Source organism: Ruegeria sp. CG1, assembly GCF_056537265.1.
Genome location: NZ_JBQFRF010000003.1, coordinates 436,699 through 454,978, shown reverse-complemented (window position 1 = coordinate 454,978; position 18,280 = coordinate 436,699). Strand labels below are relative to the sequence as shown.

Here is an 18,280-nt window from a genome sequence, read left to right as displayed (position 1 = left end):
CTGGTCAGAATATCATACCCTACTGGAAAGCGACGGGGGAATTGAAGCCCCCTTGACGCCATTATCCACTTCTTCATGGCCCTAACCCAACGTCGTGTTGAAGGTCCCCGGCAAAGTCACCTCAAGCAGTTCCACATCCTGCGAGGGCTCCGACAGCCGCGTTCGCATTCCCGGCGGGATGACGAAGGCATCGCCCTGTTCCAACTGATAGGGCTCGCGCCCTTCACCCTCAAGTGTCACCTCGCCGGTTATCACGAAGGTAAAGTGTATGTCGGTGTCGTGGCTGGCCCATTGAGGGTTACCCTCGCCCCGGCGCACGACCTGAACGCCCGCCACGCCTTTGGTATTCTCGGCAATCGTCGTGTCACGACAGATGTAACCGGGCAAACGGAATGGCACCCATTCTGCCCCGTTCGCCTGATTGTAAACGAACCGCTGCCCATCCCATTCCCGATCCGGGCGGAAATGCGGTGTGGGCAGTTCCATCTCATGATCAATCTCCGTGACATGCTCGGCTGGGACACCAATCTCGATCACCTGAACGTTGTCTGACGCTTCCAGCACGCGGTGGCGGATTTCAGGCGGCTGAATAAAGCAATCGCCTGCCGTCAGGCGCATCTTGTCGCCCTGATCTTCGTAGACCACATCGACCCAGCCGTGGATGCAGAAGATCAGCTGAAATCCGACTTTGTGGAAATGCACCATATCGGGCACAGGACCACCATCTGGGATACGTATATGGCTGGCGATAATCGATCCGCCCAGCCGGTCCGGCACGAGATCGCGATAGTGCATCCCTGCCCGTCCAATGATCCACGGCGCCTGATCCTTGAGCCTACGGACAACAAAAGAGTGGACCGTATCCGGCATGACCAGCGGCGGGTTCAACTCGTCAATCTCGATCCGGGTGCCGTTTGGGGCTACAAGACTTCGTTGACCTTCTGCAAAACCCTCTGGATCGGATGTCAGAATGCGCAACGTTCCCGCCGCTTCAGCTGCATCTTTCTCGACCCGCAAGCGCAGACCGTGACCAGAGAACACGGCAACCCGAGGGTCATCTGCCGGATAGATCATATCCATCCGCATCCCCAGTACCTTGGTATAAAACGGGATATCGTTGCGCAGTTCCTGCGTCGGCAGTCGGATTTCAGCGCGCGTGAGGGAGTCGCCGGTATTGCTGGTCATTCTGTTTCTCTTCGGATTTTGGTTTTGGCCATCCGATCAGAACAGCAGCCAAAATGCCAATCGAAAAGTACATCTCCAGTGTTTCTTCCATCACGAACAAACGTGTAGCCATCGCAACCGAAAGGTATTCGTCGAACAATCCGCTGATTTCCTCAAGAAGCTGAGCCAGCACCGCAACACTTCCGGCCAGGAAAAAAATCATCAAAAAAGGCGCGCGGATCTTAAGTGCCTTAATTCCGTTCGGTATCCCATGCCAGAGCAATCCACCAATGACGATCGCAGCCAAAGCGATCCTTACTGCAGTCACATCAAGCAATAAATCAATCCAGTTTAGCACCACGAAAGGCGCGCTGCCTTCTGTGTACACCTCTGCCTCCAATTCGCGCTCGGCCAACAGCAGGCAGACCAATCCGATATACAGCCGCGAGATGCCTCGGAAACGCGTCAACGCGACCAGCCCGGAAACCAGTAACGCAGTGGCCGATATCGTCTCAATCAACCCACCTTCTTGGTTGAAAGCCGCAGCCGCTTCGGGCCAAATCATAACCACAAAAAGAAATGAAACCGCCGAAACAAGCACAACAAAGAAGACATTCCGATTGGCACCAATCCTGATTGAAGGGTTGGCAAATTGCGCACTAGCACAAGCTTTGTCTTCATGGCGCATGATAAGGTCCGCCGCTTCTGGTGTCCGTCAGGTTCCCCGGAATTGGCTGTACATAAAAACAATGCAGCAACTCTCAACCAACGTTTCGTTAACGTATCCGTGAGGCCTGTCTCTGACTTCGGTCCGAGGCGACATAGCCAAGCGCTGAGAAATAGTTTAACCATCAAACGAATATTGGAACGGAGTTGTATTACCGATGTCTGACACACCGAACCTGAGACAGGCCGCGCTTGACTATCATGCGCATCCAAAGCCCGGAAAGCTTGAGATCAAGGCAACCAAACCAATGGCAAATGGTCGGGACCTTGCGCGGGCATATTCGCCAGGCGTCGCCGAAGCCAGTCTTGAGATAAAGAACAACGCCGCCAATGCTGAGAAATACACGGCCCGCGGCAATCTTGTTGCAGTTGTGTCAAACGGCACCGCAGTTCTGGGCCTTGGGAATATAGGCGCATTGGCCTCGAAACCGGTGATGGAAGGCAAGGCCGTCCTGTTCAAAAAGTTCGCAGGCATCGATTGCTTTGATATCGAGGTGGATCAGCCTGACCCAGAAAAGCTGGCAGATATCGTCTGTGCTCTGGAGCCCACATTTGGCGCGATCAACCTTGAAGATATCAAGGCACCGGATTGTTTTATTGTCGAAAAACTGTGCCGGGAACGGATGAACATCCCGGTGTTTCATGACGATCAGCACGGCACGGCAATCGTTGTTGGTGCCGCAGCGAAGAACGCCCTGTATGTGGCAGGAAAGAGCTTCGAGGATATCAAAGTAGTTTCGACCGGCGGCGGTGCTGCCGGGATCGCCTGCCTCAGCATGTTGGTGAAGCTCGGCGTCAAACGCGAGAATATCTGGCTCTGTGACATTCACGGGTTGGTCTATGAAGGTCGCGCCGAGGATATGAACCCGCACAAGGATCAGTTCGCGCAGAAAACCGATCTGCGCACTCTGGATGATGTGATCGGAGGTGCCGATCTGTTTCTGGGGCTGAGCGGACCAAATGTGCTCAAGCCTGAGATGGTCGAGAAGATGGCCAAGACCCCGATCATCTTTGCGCTGGCCAACCCAACTCCGGAAATCCTGCCACAGGCGGCGCGCGAAGTTGCCCCTGACGCGATCATTGCAACCGGTCGCAGCGATTTTCCGAACCAAGTGAACAATGTGTTGTGCTTCCCGTTTATCTTCCGAGGCGCCCTGGACGTAGGCGCGACTGAAATCAACGACGAGATGCAGATCGCCTGCGTCGACGGCATCGCCGACATGGCTCGCGCGACGACCAGCGCCGAAGCCGCGGCGGCCTATAAGGGTGAGCAGCTGACTTTTGGTCCAGATTACCTGATCCCAAAACCCTTCGACCCGCGCCTCGTTGGGGTCGTTTCCTCATCGGTAGCACAGGCTGCTATGAAGAGCGGGGTCGCAAAACGACCCATTGATGACCTCGAAGCCTATAAAGAACGCCTGAACCAGACCGTGTTCAAATCTGCACTGTTGATGCGGCCAGTGTTCGAAGCCGCAGCCGTCGCATCGCGTAGAATTGTCTTCGCAGAAGGCGAGGACGAGCGTGTTTTAAGGGCTGCGCAAGCGATATTGGAAGAAACCACGGAAACCCCGATCCTGATCGGGCGACCGGACGTGATCAGCGCACGGTGCGAAAGGCTAGGCCTGACAGTACGACCGGGGCAGGATTTTCAAATCGTGAACCCTCAGGACGATCCCCGTTACTACGATTATTGGAATTCGTACCATCAAATAATGCAGCGTCGGGGGGTCACTCCGGATCTGGCCAAGGCCATCATGCGCACCAACAACACCGCCATTGCAGCAATCATGGTGCATCGCGGTGAGGCGGACAGCATGATCTGTGGCACTTTTGGTGAGTATCGCTGGCATCTTAACTATGTCGAACAGGTTCTGGATGATGGCGATTTGCGCCCGCATGGCGCGCTTTCGCTGATGATTCTGGAAGATGGCCCTCTGTTCATTGCAGACACGCATGTAAGGCAATTGCCGACACCAGAAGAACTTGCCGAATCCACCATTGGAGCTGCTCGTCACGTGCGGCGGTTCGGGTTGGAACCCAAGATCGCATTTTGTTCGCAATCGCAATTCGGCAATCAGGCCGAGGGATCAGGCAAGCGGCTGCGGGCTGCGCTTGAGATTCTCGATTCCGAGCCACGCGACTTCAGCTATGAAGGCGAGATGAACCTTGATCTGGCTTTGGATCCTGAATTGCGTGCACGTATCTTCCCGAACTCGCGTTTGGAAGGCTCTGCAAATGTCCTGATCTTCGCCCATGCGGATGCGGCAAGCGGTGTGCGCAATATCCTGAAGATGAAAGCGGACGGGCTTGAGGTAGGTCCAATCCTCATGGGAATGGGAAACAAGGCGCATATCGTAACGCCCTCGATTACGGCCAGGGGACTGCTGAACATGGCGGCCATCGCAGGTACGCCAGTCGCGCACTACGGATAAGCCCAGCGCCTATATCATTACGAATACATGACCGGGCACCAGATTAGGTGCCTGGTTTGATTCTGTTAGCGCCAGCACATTTGCAGTAATAAATTTGCAGATTTGCAAATCCTTACATATGACACTCAGAAGTCTGCTCAGATCAGAAGATTTGCAAAAATTTGCAAGCCAATCTGCGAGGTTCTGCAAAGATTTTGCGATAAACTGACGCGCCGTTATGCGCATCGCTTGCTCGAAACATCCACGATGCCTAACACATAGCTCAAGGAATTTGGGAGGAGGCCATCATGGCATATCAGGACGTCTACGAGAGCTGGAAGAATGACCCCGAAGCATTCTGGATGGATGCAGCCAAGGGGATCGATTGGGTTCAAGCGCCCAGCAAAGCTCTGTTTGACGACAATGCGCCTCTTTACGAATGGTTCAGTGATGCCAAGGTAAATACGTGCTGGAACGCAGTTGATCGCCATGTGGAAAATGGTCGTGGTGAGCAAACCGCGATCATCTATGACAGCCCCATTACTCATACCAAACGCGAAATCTCATACGTCGAGTTGCGCAATCGGGTTGCTAATCTGGCCGGCGCACTCCGTGCAAAAGGTATTGAGAAAGGTGACCGCGTCATCATCTACATGCCTATGATCCCCGAAGCGCTGGAGGCAATGCTGGCTTGCGCCCGACTAGGAGCAGTGCATTCAGTGGTATTCGGCGGTTTTGCCAGCAACGAACTGGCCGTACGTATCGACGATGCCAAACCCAAGGCGATCATCGCCGCCTCGTGCGGGATGGAGCCGGGACGCGTTGTGCACTACAAACCTCTGCTGGATGGCGCGATCGATCTGGCCACCCACAAACCTGAGTTTTGCGTAATATTCCAGCGCGAGCAGGAAGTCGCACAACTAATCGAGGGGCGCGACGTCAATTGGCACGGTTTCCAATACGGTACGGAGCCCGCAGAATGTGTACCAGTCAGCGGCAATGATCCAGCCTATATCCTCTATACATCCGGCACCACTGGTGCGCCCAAAGGCGTCGTGCGCCCGACTGCCGGCCATCTGGTCGCGCTGAACTGGACGATGAAAAACATCTACAATGTCGATCCTGGAGATGTGTTCTGGGCGGCTTCGGATGTCGGCTGGGTCGTTGGCCATTCCTATATCTGTTATGCCCCGCTGATCCACGGCAACACGACGATTGTTTTTGAAGGCAAGCCCGTCGGAACACCTGACGCCGGAACTTTCTGGCGCGTGATATCCGAACACAAGGTCAAAAGCTTCTTCACCGCCCCAACCGCCATTCGTGCCGTAAAACGCGAAGACCCAAACGCAGAATTGATGGCGAATTACGATCTATCCTGCCTTAAGGCTCTGTATCTTGCAGGAGAGAGGGCTGATCCAGATACGATCATCTGGGCGCAGGATGCGCTGAAAGTTCCGGTCATCGATCATTGGTGGCAAACCGAAACTGGCTGGACCATCGCTGGCAACCCGCTCGGAATCGAAGAGCTTCCGGTCAAGCTGGGATCACCTGCCAAGCCTATGCCGGGCTATGACGTTCAGATTCTGGACGAGGGCGGCCATCCTATGAAACCGGGCGAGTTGGGCGCGATCGCAGTCAAGCTCCCGCTTCCGCCAGGCACATTGCCAAACCTGTGGAATGCCGAGGCGCGCTTCAGAAAATCCTATCTTGAGCATTTTCCCGGCTATTACGAAACCGGTGATGCGGGCATGATCGACGAAGATGGGTATCTCTATATCATGGCCCGTACCGATGACGTGATCAACGTCGCCGGGCACCGACTTTCGACGGGCGGGATGGAAGAGGTGTTGGCCGCTCACCCCGATGTGGCAGAATGCGCTGTGATTGGGGTATCTGATCAACTGAAAGGCCAGATGCCTGTCGGTTTCCTGTGTCTGAATGCCGGTTCCGATCGGAATCACGCGGAGGTGGTAACCGATGTGGTCCAGATGGTTCGTGACAAAATCGGCCCAGTCGCTGCGTTCAAGAAAGCAGTGGTGGTGGATCGTCTGCCCAAGACACGCTCGGGCAAGATCCTGCGTGGTACGATGGTGTCGATCGCGGATGGCAAGGCGTATAAAATGCCTGCCACAATCGATGACCCAGCAATTCTGGACGAGATCACGGTGGCCCTGCAAACTATCGGCTACGCGCAGTAATTTCACGGTACGATCAAGCGGAGCGCCTTACGGCGCAACCGATTTGCGCTGTCGCGCGTGTGCGAGGCTCTGCCTCGCGCTCAGGGATATTTTTGGCCAGATGAAGGTTGGATCCGTTTTGCGATTGCGGGGCTTGTCATTGGGTCCTCCTCACCTCAGTTTGAGGTGAGGAGGACGAGCATGACACAGGGCGATATCTGGCGTTTTGATGCAACAGAATTGGCTGCGCTGACCCAAGCTGGCGAGTTGAGCGCAGAAGAGGTGATCAGTGATGCATTGGAGCGGATGCATCAGGTAAATCCCTCGCTGAATGCTGTCGTGGACGATCTGGGCACAGAAGCGTTAGAGCGTGCATCTGCGCTTGATAAGGCGCGCAGCAATAGTGCCTCGGTTGGGCCGCTGCACGGGGTACCCGTGACCATAAAAGTGAATGTCGACCAGAAGAACCATGCCACTACAAATGGTGTGGTTGCCTTGAAGGATGTCATTGCCCCTGATGACGCCCCGGTGGTTTTAAACTTGCACAATGCGGGGGCCATTGTCATCGGGCGGACCAACACGCCCGAATTCTCGTTCCGCGCTGACACGGATAATCCACTTCATGGGCGCACGCACAATCCTTGGGGCCGCCATATCTCGCCCGGTGGGTCGTCCGGGGGCGCGGGGGCTGCGGTCATGGCGGGCATCGGCGCACTGGCTCATGGCAACGATATCGGAGGTAGCTTGCGGTTCCCTGCTGCAGCCAATGGTGCGGTTACAGTGAAACCGGGGCTGGGCCGCGTACCGGCCTGGAACCCCAGCCAGAAGGTGGAACGCGGGATGCTGGCACAATCGATGTCGGTACAGGGCTTGATCACAAGAAGCGCAAAGGACCTGCACCTTTCGATGCCCAGCCTGATCGCCCCGGACGCCCGCGACCCCTTCCATGTGCCAATGCCTTGGCGCGGCGCGGGGCCGGACGTCCCAATCAAAGTTGCGTTCACCAAAAATACGTTCGAATACGCTTTGCATCCCGAAGTGGACAAAGCGCTAAGTACTGCTCGGGAGGCGCTGGTAGATGCCGGATATATAGTTGAAGACATTGATCCGCCGGATGTGTTCGAATGCGGGCGCATCGGCTATCGCGCGCTGATGGGTGAAGTGCTGACGTTGATGAAAAACGATATCGAGGCAGCCGGGTCTCAAACCATTCGTGATATTTTCGAGGTTTATTTTCAGGAGTTTCCTCCGATCGTAGGCGACGAACTGATTCAGGCGTTGGCGCAACGCAGCCATTATGCGCGCCAATGGTCGCTATTCATGCAGGAATATCCTTTGGTCCTGTCTCCTTTCCTGCCGCAACCGTTCTTCAGACCCGATCGTGATACCGAAGGTGCCGAAGGCGTTCATGAGGTGTTAGGATGCGCGGTCTATTCTTATGCGATGAATTTCCTCGGGCTGCCCGCCGCCAGCGTTCCCGCACGCTTGGCCGAATTGCCGAATGGGCCGCAACCGATCAATGTTCAGATTGCTGCTCGACGCTGGCGTGAGGACATGGCGGTGGATGCAGCGGTCGCGATCGAAGCGCGTGTGGGGCAGATGGCTCCGATTCTGTGGGATCGAATGAGCGCGCAAACCTGAGACATCGTCACTCAGGCCTCACAAATGAAATAGACCCCGGGATTTTGTCCCGGGGTCCGCATACTAAAATATGCCCGGATTAAGATGACGAGCGTAGCACCACCCACCCTCGCCAGCGCGAAAACTGCGCAACCATTCGAAAACACCTTTAGATGGCCACTCACTTCCACCTCGGCGTGTTCTCCGGGCAACTTGAAGTTAACAAACCCTTATCGCGTTGCATGTGAACTGGTTCACACAAGCGGTGGAAAAATGATCAACACGCTGAGATTTAAGTAAATTGTTCAGAGATCAACCGTTCTTCCAGGCCGTGGCCAGGGTCAAATAGAATACGATGCTGGATCGCAATCTCAGACCTGATCTCGACCCAATCGATATCCGGAAACGATATGGAATCGGCCGCAACGATAACCGGGCGTTTGTCAGCCTCGATCACATCGAATCTGACTTTCGCAACTTTCGGCAGCAAGGCGCCACGCCACCGCCGGGGGCGAAACGCGGCGATTGGCGTCAATGCCAGAACGTCCGCGCCAATGGGTACAATGGGTCCGTGAGCGGAATAGTTATATGCGGTTGAACCCGCCGGCGTGGCAAGCAATGCACCATCACACACGAGTTCGGCCATACGTACCCGCCCATCCACGCTGATCCGCAGCCGCGCTGCCTGCGGCCCCGCGCGAAGCAGCGAAATCTCGTTGATTGCAAGTGCTTGGTGCTTTTGGCCCGCCTGGTCCATTGCAGTCATCGCCAGTGGATTGATGACTTCTTCCTCTGCCTCTGCTAGCCGGGCCATCAGATCAACTTCGGCATATTCGTTCATCAGAAACCCGATGGTACCGCGATTCATTCCGTAAACCGGCTTGTCCAAGTGCTGGACGCCCTGCAACGTCTGAAGCATGAAGCCATCACCACCCAGCGCCACCACAACATCTGCGTCTCTCGGCGCTGCATTTCCGTAGCGCGCGACAAGCGCATCCCGGGCGGTCTGCGCAACCTTGGCATCGCTGGCCAGAAAGGCGATTCTCTTTGTCATGTTTTATAGTTTCCAGTGCTGCACATTTGGTTCCGAAACAAACATACCTTTCCGCAATAGGCCAGAGTTGACGCCATAGAGGGCCATTTCGTCGCTTTACAACCTTTCTGACACACGTCGTTTCCGATAGGAAATCCGCCAGATACACCCCAGCCATGCGGAGCGCACATGAACGCCAATCTTCGTGACAACGGATTTTTCACCCAGTCCCTCGCGGATCGTGACCCCGAGCTGTTCGGCTCGATCACATCTGAATTGGGCCGCCAGCGCGACGAGATCGAACTGATCGCCTCGGAGAACATCGTCTCTGCCGCCGTGATGGAGGCGCAGGGCTCGGTCATGACCAACAAATATGCCGAAGGTTATCCGGGCCGCCGGTACTATGGCGGTTGTCAGTTCGTCGACATTGCCGAGAACCTGGCTATCGACCGTGCCAAGCAGTTGTTTGGGTGTGAGTTTGCCAACGTCCAACCGAATTCGGGATCGCAGGCGAACCAAGGTGTATTTCAGGCGCTGATCAAGCCCGGTGACACCATTCTAGGAATGTCGCTGGATGCAGGTGGTCACCTGACCCATGGTGCGGCGCCGAACCAGTCGGGCAAGTGGTTCAACGCGGAACATTATGGCGTGCGCAAGCAGGACAACCTGATCGACTATGATCAGATCGAAGCGCTGGCAAAGGAACATAACCCCAAGCTGATCATCGCCGGAGGCTCGGCCATCCCGCGCGTCATCGATTTTGCCCGCATGCGTGAAATCGCCGATATGGTCGACGCCTATCTGCATGTGGATATGGCCCATATCGCCGGTCTGGTTGCCGCAGGCGCGCACCCTTCGCCCTTCCCGCATGCGCATGTGGCCACCACCACCACGCATAAAACCCTGCGCGGCCCGCGCGGCGGCATGATCCTGACCAATGATGAAGCGATTGCCAAAAAGGTAAACTCGGCCATCTTCCCGGGCATTCAGGGTGGCCCACTGATGCATGTGATTGCTGGCAAGGCCGTTGCCTTTGGCGAGGCACTGCGTCCTGAGTTCAAGGACTATATCAAGCAGGTCGTTGTGAATGCGCAGGCCCTTTCAGATCAGCTGATCAAGGGTGGCCTGGACACTGTGACCCACGGCACCGATACCCATGTGGTTCTTGTCGACCTGCGCCCCAAAGGCGTTAAAGGCAACGCAACCGAGAAAGCTTTGGGCCGGGCACATATCACCTGCAACAAGAACGGTGTGCCGTTCGACCCCGAAAAGCCGACGATCACCAGCGGTATCCGTCTGGGCTCGCCCGCCGGAACCACCCGCGGTTTTGGTGAGGCCGAGTTCCGCCAGATCGCAGACTGGATCATCGAAGTGGTCGACGGTCTGGCCGCAAATGGCGAAGACGGAAACGGTGCGGTCGAAGCCAAAGTCAAAGCCGAAGTCGCCGAACTTTGCGCGCGCTACCCGCTTTATCCGAATCTCTGATCCAATACGGATCTTAGAACAGAAAACGGCGCCCTGATCGGCGCCGTTTTTCTTTGAGGCGTGCAGCGGTCAGATATACCCGCGCCATCGTAGTACGAACACAGCCAACGCCGCCAACACGATCAGGCCCAACGCAAGCGAACCAAGAAAGCTCAGGAACCATCCCCAACGTCGATCTGCCAGATTGATCGCGTTCAGGTGGCCTTGCACCTCGTCCGATGCTTTTTCGAGCCGGGGCATATCCAAAACCATCCGCAGTTTGGGATGCTCGGCCATCTGCTCGGCCTCTGCCAGAACCAAGGCCTGTTTATAGACCTTGCGCGGCAAACGCCGCTTTGCGCGCCGGACCGAGGCAATCAGGGTCTTGTCTTTCACGCCAAGCTTTTTACGCAGCAACCGAATGGTCTCTGCGATCCGGGTCTGGATATCGATTTCCTGCGTCATTGGCGCCTCCTGACGGGACAATTTAGCCGCGCGTCACACCGGCGACAATGGGGCTGGTTGTTCCGCGCGGTGACGCGTATCACAGAAGCATGCTGAATACGATCATCCATGGCGACCCGACCGATCATCCGCCCCTGCTGATAGCGCATGGCCTCTATGGTTCGGCGCGCAACTGGGGAGTCATTGCGCGGCGACTGTCGGACGAAAGACAGGTGATCGCCGTCGATATGCGCAATCACGCCTACAGCTTTTGGGATGCTCAGCATGGCTACCCGGATTTGGCGCATGATCTGGCAAAGGTCATCGACAGCGTTGGCGGCATCGCCGATATCGTCGGGCATTCCATGGGTGGAAAAGCTTCGATGGTGCTGGCGCTGGAATATGGCGATCTGGTGCGCAAGCTGGTCGTCGCAGACATCGCACCAGTGGCATACAGCCACAGCCAGATTCAATTCATCGAGGCAATGCGGGCGGTCGATATGTCCCGCGTTCAGCGTCGTTCAGATGCCGAAGCACAGCTGGCCGATCTGGGCGTCGAAAAGGCGCTGCAGAGCTTTTTTACGCAGTCTTTGGATGTTGAGGGAGGCCGCTGGCGGCTGAACCTGGATGTACTGGCCAGCGAAATGCCAAAGATCATGGGCTTCCCCGAGATTTCGACCCATTGGGACGGCCCTGCTCTGTTCCTGTCCGGCGCAGCATCAGATTATGTGCTGCCCGAACACCGAGAGCAGATTCGCACCCTGTTTCCTGCAGCTCGCTTCGCCAAAATTCCCGGTGCGGGGCACTGGCTGCACGCCGAGAAACCCCGCGAATTCGAAGCTGCAGTCAGGACCTTCTTGAACGCTTAATCAAGCGCCTTGATACAGGCGTTTTGCCACCAGCCACGACACCGGCGCGGCAACAACCGCCCCTGCTGCTGCGGCGGAAACGATGGCCATCCAGGTCACCATCCCAACCGCTAGGACCGCAATCACGGCAGAACCCGCGATGGCTGTGGCGATCAAAGAATAAAGCGTGGCTGCTAGGCGTATCATGGCCAGTATCCTGTGTTTAAGCTTCTGGCCTTTACATTACAGCAACGGAATATGTGTGACTTTGATTTGGGTCAGATATGTAGCTACATCCCGCGATCCATGGGCCCGGTCGCCTCACCACCGCCATTCACCCAATCCGCAAAGCCACCCAGATTGTAGACGTGTAAATATCCCATTTCCTTAAGCAGTTTTCCAGCCAGCGCTGCCCTTCCGCCAGACGCACAATGCAGGATGATCACCCGATCCCTGCGCAGTTCTGCATCATGGGAAGGCAACTCGGGGTCGGCCCGAAACTCCAGCATACCGCGCGGGATATGATGCGCACCGACCGCGCGCCCTGTCCTTTCCAGTTCAGGCGCATCGCGAATATCCAACAGCAAGGCACCCTGCCCGATCAGTTCTTTGGCCCGGCTGGCGTCGATACGCTCAACTACCGCGTTTGCAGCTTGCATCATGTCTTTGACCGTCAATGGCATTTGCGCCCCTCCAGGAAATGAATCCGTGAAAGGCTAACATGCAGAAAATTGAAGGTGTAGACATTCAGGCGCTTAATGTTCGCGGAAAGCACGCGACATACTGTCAACCACCGGCTTGGCGATATAGGCCGCAAAGGTGCGCTCCTCGGTCTGGATCATGATCTCGGCGGGCATTCCGGGTGTCGGCACGAAGCCCCGCACGCGACCCATCTCTTCCGTGGTCAGAGAAATGCGCGCCAGATAGACCTCTTGCGGCATACCGGCAGAATCCTCGACAAGCGAGTCAGCCGAGACGTAATAGACCTCGCCCTCAAGCACTGGGGTTGTCCGTTGATTGAGCGCAACGAGGCGCACCGTCGCGATCTGCCCGGTGACCACGCTGTCGATCTCGGTACGCGGGATCTGCGCTTCGATGATCAATGGCGCATCGGCGGGCAGAATCTCAGCAATCTGTTCGCCAGTTTCGATCACCCCGCCCGGCGTGTGGTGATGAAGTCGCACCACTGTGCCTGTCACCGGTGCACGCACAACGGCACGGGCCAGAACGCTACGGGCCTGACGGGCTTTTTCACGCACACTTTCAAGATCGGCTTCAATCACGCCCAACTCGTCCAGCGCAGCCTCGCGGTAGGCTGAGCGGGTGCGCAGAATCTGCTCTTCATACTTCAGCAGCATCTGGTTTACCTCGGCCGTTTCAGCGCGCAGACGCGCCAGTTGACCTTCGGCTTCGGCCTGCACCCGGCGGATCGTATTCAGATCACCTTTGCGCACTAATCCTTTTTCAAACAACGAATATTTGGTCTCGTATTCTTCCTCGAGAATCTCTGATCGCCTTTCCATGCTGACCAATTGTGCTTCAAATCCTGACGCACGGATTTTCAACGCCTCCATGTTGCGCTGCAGCAAAGCAATATCGTTCAGCAGCGTCTTTCGCGATACATCAAAGCTGAGTTTCTGATTGTCGAGGATCGTCATGACCTCGACGTCGTCCGATGCTTCGATCAATCCGGGCGAAAACACGAGGGTTTCCTGTTCGCTATGCTCAGCCAGCAACCGTTCGGTCATGGCCTGAAGGCGAAGTTTGCGAATGAACAATTCGCGTTCACTCGCCTCGGCCGAGGTCTGATCCAAAGTCATCATGATCTGTCCGGCTTGAACAGATTCACCTTCCGAGACCAGTATGTTCTCGATGATACCGCCTTCCAAATGCTGCACGATCTTGTTGCGACCGGTCGCGACAAAGCTGCCTTGCGCGATGACTGCAGCGGCCAGAGGTGCACGGAAGGACCAGACGCCAAAGCCGCCAAAACAGACAATAAGCATGATAAAGCCAATCACGATGAATTTGGTGATCGAGCGCGGAACCTCAGAGTACCAAAGACCGCCTTCATCGGTGCGTGCCACGTCGTTCATCGCTTAATCCCCCTTGCCCTGTATTTCGGGCGGTTGCTGGCGCGGCCCGTTGAGCTGTTCCAGCACCTGTTCGCGCTGCCCGAACAGCGCCACGCGCCCATCGGTCAGCAGCATGATCTTGTCGACAACATTCAACAGAGTCGGCTTTTGCGTAATCACCACAACGGTGATCTTGCTTTCCTTTGCTTGCTCAATCGCACGCGCAAGCGCCTTGTCACCCGCCACGTCGAGGTTCGAGTTCGGCTCATCCAGAACAACCAAACGTGGGTTGCCGAAGAAGGCACGCGCCAAAGCAATACGCTGCTTCTGGCCACCTGAGAGAGGTGAGCCGTCCGCAGCAACCACCGTCTCATACCCCTGCGGCAGTGTAGCGATCATGTTGTGCACGTCGGCCAAAACGGCGGCATCGTGGATCTGCTCATCCGTGGCATCGGCACGCATCCGGCCAATATTGTCTTTGATGCTGCCGGGGAATAGCTGTACGTCTTGCGGCAGATAGCCAATATTTTCGCCAAACTGACGGGGATCCCAGTTGCGGATATCCATCAGGTCCAGCCGCACACTGCCCGAGGTCGGCAGGATCGACCCCACCAGCGTTTTGCCAAGCGTCGTTTTCCCCGCGCCTGAATTCCCGATGATCGCCAGAGTTTCACCCGGGTTCAGCGCAAAGGTAATCCCGTTCAGAACCACCCGCTTGGTGCCGCCTGGGACATATAGCAGGCGTTCGACATCCAACCGCCCCTCAGGCCGTGGTAGGCGCAGTTTTTCATATTGCAGGGCCGAGTTCGACAGCAGAGCCTTGATCCGCCCAAAAGCGCCGCGCGTCAGCAGGAAAGTATTCCAACCCTCAATCGAGCCTTCGATCGGCGCAAAAGCCCGCCCAGCGATGATCGAGGCGGCGATGACCATACCGCCGGTAATTTCACCTTGAAGGGCCAGAAAGGCGCCCCAGCCCAGAATGCCGATCTGCGTCAAAAGACGGACGGCACGTGAAATGGCCGCGAAGATCACGTTACGATCCTGCGCCTTGACCTGCCATGTCAGCGATTGTGCGGTGTCACGCCCCCAGATGCGCACTGCCTCGGGGATCATCGCTAAAGCGTTGATGATCTGACTGTTGCGCGACATTGAATCCAGATGCTGGTTCGCCAGGGATTGCGCCTGGTTGGCCTTTGCAAAGGGCTTGGCGGTCATTTTCTGGTTGATCAGCGCGATAATCATCAGGATCACAGCGGTCGTCACCACAATCATGCCAAGTTGCGGGTGCACTAGAAAAATCATCAGTATGAATAGCGGCGCAAATGGAACATCCAGAAATGAGATCAGAGTGCCCGAGACCAGAAAGCCCCGCACTTGTTGCAGATCCCCAAGAGTCTGATATTCGCGCCCATTGCCGTGCAGCGAGGCATGAGCGGCGGCGCTGAGAACCGGGGCACCAAGACGGGCAGCCACCTCGACCGCTGTGCGCATCAGCATGAACCGCCGAACGGCATCAAAGGCTGATTGAAATATTACGGCTCCGGCAACGATTGCCGTCAGCATGATCAGCGTATCCAGCGAGCGACTGGTCAGAACCCGGTCGCTGATCTGAAACAGATAAATCGGGATCGCAAGGATCAGGACGTTGGTCGCGCAGGTCAGCACCAGCACGAAAGCCAGATTGCGCCAGATCGCGCGCAGTGAGGTGCGCAGCGTCTTCTGGAAATCCTCAGGCGGCGTGCGTTTGTGGAATGTTTGGGGTGGCCCCTTGCCATCGCCACCACCCGTCCCCAGGCGCAGCAAGGGTTGGTTGGCCTTGGCCTCGATCGTGGTGCCCATGCGGTCTTTACCATCCGACGGCGCAGAGGGGGTCATGCGTGCTGTCGATTGGTCGGCGGTTTCACAATCGGGGGCTTCGGTATCGGCCACCCCAGTGTCGCCACCCGCAGGATCCTTATCTTGCGCGGGCCGCGACGACGCGCGCCGAAGGGGAGAACCAGCGCGCGGTTGTGATGTTTGATCCAACTGCTCTGCCTGGGTCTGCCCCGGATCATCCGGTTGTGTCGTCGCCTGAGGCGCTTCTGATTGTTGCCGCGAACGTTTCACGGGTTTTGCAACCGAGGTGTCACTTGCATCCAAGGTATCCGGTTCGGGTTCAGAATCCGCCAACTGCATTTCGCTTGTCAAACGCAGACGGGACGCTGTTTTTGCAAGTTTACTTTCATTTGGTTTTGCTACTCGATCTCGGGGTTCAAGGGTCAATGGGCCTCCGCCTCCGTGCCGGTCCAACGGACTTGCAAAACGGGTGCGGCGCGACGAAAAAACGATCGACATAAACTAACCTTCCGGTCACTCGTTAATCAGGAAATATCAGGCCAGCATGGTCTGCAGGCCATCAGAGGAATTCGCCATTTCGCTTGGCGTGAGATCGTTACCATTCGGGCCAATGCCGTTCTCGTAACCGGGCATTCCCGCCTCTTCCATCAAGGCGGCTATCGCCTCGTTGGTCATCTCTGCAATGTCCTCATTCGTGGGTATGTCGAGCAGGCTTGCCTGATGCAGCAACAGGTCAGAAAATGCCCCGTCCTCGGCCATGACAACCGAGTCTACTCCGGCCTTGGTTACATTGGCGGCATTCAGCATCGCATTGCTGCCTGCCAGAACCTCGGTCTGGTTCGCGTGGGGACCATTCAGATATACGTCATCCTGATCGGCAAGCATCGTCGATTGCTCGGCTACGTTGACCTGCACCAACGATCCGTCGATCTTGAGCACTCGCATCTGCTCCATGCCCGCGAACATCGGATCGTTCATCAGCGCCTCTTCCAGCGCCGCCATATCGTCCTCGCCCAAGGTCATTGCGCTGGCCATGGAATCGTTCATCGCCTGATGCGTGTCTTCGCCTTCTTTCTTGAGAGAGACCTGGTTCATGACCAGGTTCTCGTCCGATCCATCAATGGGTCCTGGCAATCCGCCCATCACCACGTCGTCATCCATCAAGACGTTTGTCTGGATAAACGCATCGACCGATATCATGTCGCCTTCGATCATGATCAGGTCATAATAACTGCCAAGTTGAAGAATATTGGTGACATCGATCAACTCGTTGTCGCCCAATGCGTACAGCGTGGTCGTCGCGTTAATCTCGGTATCAATATGATCGATATCCGTTGCGTCGATGTCCTGCTTGACAAAATTAGCAACGATCAGGTCGGTCGTAATCCAATCAACATGCACATATGCCGGGGCATCGTCTTCACTTGAACCTGTCTTAAGCCAAGGGGCTGACTTGCCTTCGACTTCGATCGTCGACGAGTGCACCACATTGGTGCCCGAGCCGCCATTCGTGCCCTTGTCTGTGTCAGATACAACGGCGACCTGGCTTACCATTGCCAGTTCGATCGCTTTTCCACCGACCGCGATATAAGGCGCATCGATCCAGGCTACGGTTGCGTTCATCTCGTTGATCGCAAGGTTGCCGCCTGCAATCACCGTGTGACCGTCGGCAAATTCGTCTTCCTCATCCTGATCCCATTCGGCGGGCATCATATCGGGCGTGTCGTCTTCTTCTTCCTCGTCCGGTCTATGATGCGCGGGCAGAAGATCGTCCCATTCCGGGGCTTCGTCCACATACTCACCATTGACGATCACGCCCATCGCTTCTTCGCCGTGGAACTGATAGACAACTGCACCTTCAACTTCGACATTGATCGGCGCCAACATCGCTTCGGCCAAAGATTCTACATACTCAATCGACAAGTAGTCCGAGATCGAGAACGAGGGCACGGCAAACGCGTGCATCGATGCTGCGACCTGCGCAGCCGCCTCGGCCAATGCGATCAGCTGTTCGACATCGCGGAAATCTCCCTCGCCGACAACGTCATTGTCGCGCAGGAAAATCGTCTGGAACGTGTAGGTCACAGCAGACCCGATAAGCTCTGTCACAATCTCCAGCTGCTGCTCGATCACAAACGTTGCACCTAGGCCGGTTGTCGCTTCGGGTAACGGCGGACCGTCTGAGAGTGGTGGTTCAAGTACAACGACCGTTTCAAATTCAGGGCCGTCGGTTGGGGGTGGAAGTTCAGGAGTGGCGGGGGGGGTGTCAAACCGATAGGAAAGCGGACCATATTTGCCCGGGTCCAGTTCCAGATCTGCCTTGATCCGGATCTTTGCAGGTTCTTCCAGTTCGTCCAGTTCAGCCTTGCGCCGCATGGCGGTGAACTCTTCGTACTGATCCCTCAACCGGGCTTTTTCAATCGTAAGATCAAAAGATCCAATAAAGTGTGCAATCTTTTCGGTAACACTATCGAATAACATT

Annotated in this window: 14 protein-coding genes; 5 read left to right on the top strand and 9 right to left on the bottom strand. The window is 56.2% G+C overall.

The features are described 5' to 3' along the window. Window positions 1–81: 81 nt before the first annotated feature. Both ACR0AU_RS11755 and ACR0AU_RS11750 read right to left on the bottom strand, forming a co-directional pair. On the bottom strand, window positions 82–1,185 hold the full coding sequence (locus ACR0AU_RS11755) for a cupin domain-containing protein (protein ID WP_170732893.1): 1,104 nt from the start codon (window positions 1,183–1,185) through the stop codon (window positions 82–84). Beyond that, on the bottom strand, window positions 1,148–1,852 hold the full coding sequence (locus ACR0AU_RS11750) for a hypothetical protein (protein ID WP_480795700.1): 705 nt from the start codon (window positions 1,850–1,852) through the stop codon (window positions 1,148–1,150). Before ACR0AU_RS11750 ends, ACR0AU_RS11755 begins: the two co-directional genes overlap by 38 nt. Before the next feature lie 196 nt (window positions 1,853–2,048). Here ACR0AU_RS11750 and ACR0AU_RS11745 point away from each other — a divergent pair, with 196 nt between their 5' ends. The 3 genes from ACR0AU_RS11745 (at window position 2,049) to ACR0AU_RS11735 (ending at window position 8,119) form a co-directional block, all read left to right on the top strand. Then, complete coding sequence (locus tag ACR0AU_RS11745) at window positions 2,049–4,322, top strand: NADP-dependent malic enzyme (RefSeq protein WP_170732895.1); 2,274 nt, start codon at window positions 2,049–2,051, stop codon at window positions 4,320–4,322. A 287-nt stretch (window positions 4,323–4,609) separates the two neighbouring features. After that, on the top strand, window positions 4,610–6,499 hold the full coding sequence (prpE, locus tag ACR0AU_RS11740) for a propionate-CoA ligase PrpE (RefSeq protein WP_170512254.1): 1,890 nt from the start codon (window positions 4,610–4,612) through the stop codon (window positions 6,497–6,499). A gap of 180 nt (window positions 6,500–6,679) precedes the next feature. Next, on the top strand, window positions 6,680–8,119 hold the full coding sequence (locus ACR0AU_RS11735) for an amidase family protein (RefSeq protein WP_170732897.1): 1,440 nt from the start codon (window positions 6,680–6,682) through the stop codon (window positions 8,117–8,119). 271 nt (window positions 8,120–8,390) lie between these two features. Here ACR0AU_RS11735 and ACR0AU_RS11730 read toward each other — a convergent pair whose 3' ends face one another. Further along, entirely contained in the window at window positions 8,391–9,152 is a 762-nt protein-coding gene (locus ACR0AU_RS11730; protein WP_170391948.1) for an NAD kinase, read from the bottom strand. A 168-nt stretch (window positions 9,153–9,320) separates the two neighbouring features. On the opposite strand from ACR0AU_RS11730, the gene glyA reads away from it, so the two are divergent. Next, a complete protein-coding gene (glyA, locus tag ACR0AU_RS11725) occupies window positions 9,321–10,616 on the top strand; it encodes a serine hydroxymethyltransferase (protein WP_480795699.1) in 1,296 nt (431 codons plus the stop codon). A gap of 69 nt (window positions 10,617–10,685) precedes the next feature. On the opposite strand, the gene ACR0AU_RS11720 is transcribed toward glyA, so the two are convergent. Further along, on the bottom strand, window positions 10,686–11,060 hold the full coding sequence (locus ACR0AU_RS11720; RefSeq protein ID WP_170391953.1) for a hypothetical protein: 375 nt from the start codon (window positions 11,058–11,060) through the stop codon (window positions 10,686–10,688). A gap of 89 nt (window positions 11,061–11,149) precedes the next feature. On the opposite strand from ACR0AU_RS11720, the gene ACR0AU_RS11715 reads away from it, so the two are divergent. Next, window positions 11,150–11,908, top strand: coding sequence for an alpha/beta fold hydrolase (locus ACR0AU_RS11715; protein ID WP_170732899.1), 759 nt, complete (start codon window positions 11,150–11,152; stop codon window positions 11,906–11,908). Here ACR0AU_RS11715 and ACR0AU_RS11710 read toward each other — a convergent pair whose 3' ends face one another. From ACR0AU_RS11710 to ACR0AU_RS11690, 5 genes are all read right to left on the bottom strand, one after another. Beyond that, complete coding sequence (locus ACR0AU_RS11710) at window positions 11,909–12,094, bottom strand: hypothetical protein (protein ID WP_170391965.1); 186 nt, start codon at window positions 12,092–12,094, stop codon at window positions 11,909–11,911. A gap of 83 nt (window positions 12,095–12,177) precedes the next feature. Next, window positions 12,178–12,570 carry a rhodanese-like domain-containing protein gene (locus ACR0AU_RS11705; RefSeq protein WP_170391967.1) on the bottom strand — a complete coding sequence of 131 codons (393 nt, stop codon included), beginning with the start codon at window positions 12,568–12,570 and terminating at the stop codon, window positions 12,178–12,180. A 72-nt stretch (window positions 12,571–12,642) separates the two neighbouring features. Further along, entirely contained in the window at window positions 12,643–13,983 is a 1,341-nt protein-coding gene (locus ACR0AU_RS11700; RefSeq protein ID WP_170391969.1) for an HlyD family type I secretion periplasmic adaptor subunit, read from the bottom strand. A gap of 3 nt (window positions 13,984–13,986) precedes the next feature. Beyond that, entirely contained in the window at window positions 13,987–16,296 is a 2,310-nt protein-coding gene (locus ACR0AU_RS11695; RefSeq protein WP_170732901.1) for a type I secretion system permease/ATPase, read from the bottom strand. A gap of 36 nt (window positions 16,297–16,332) precedes the next feature. Next, window positions 16,333–18,279, bottom strand: a complete 1,947-nt coding sequence (locus ACR0AU_RS11690) for a type I secretion protein (RefSeq protein ID WP_170732902.1) — start codon at window positions 18,277–18,279, stop codon at window positions 16,333–16,335. Window position 18,280 lies beyond the last annotated feature (1 nt).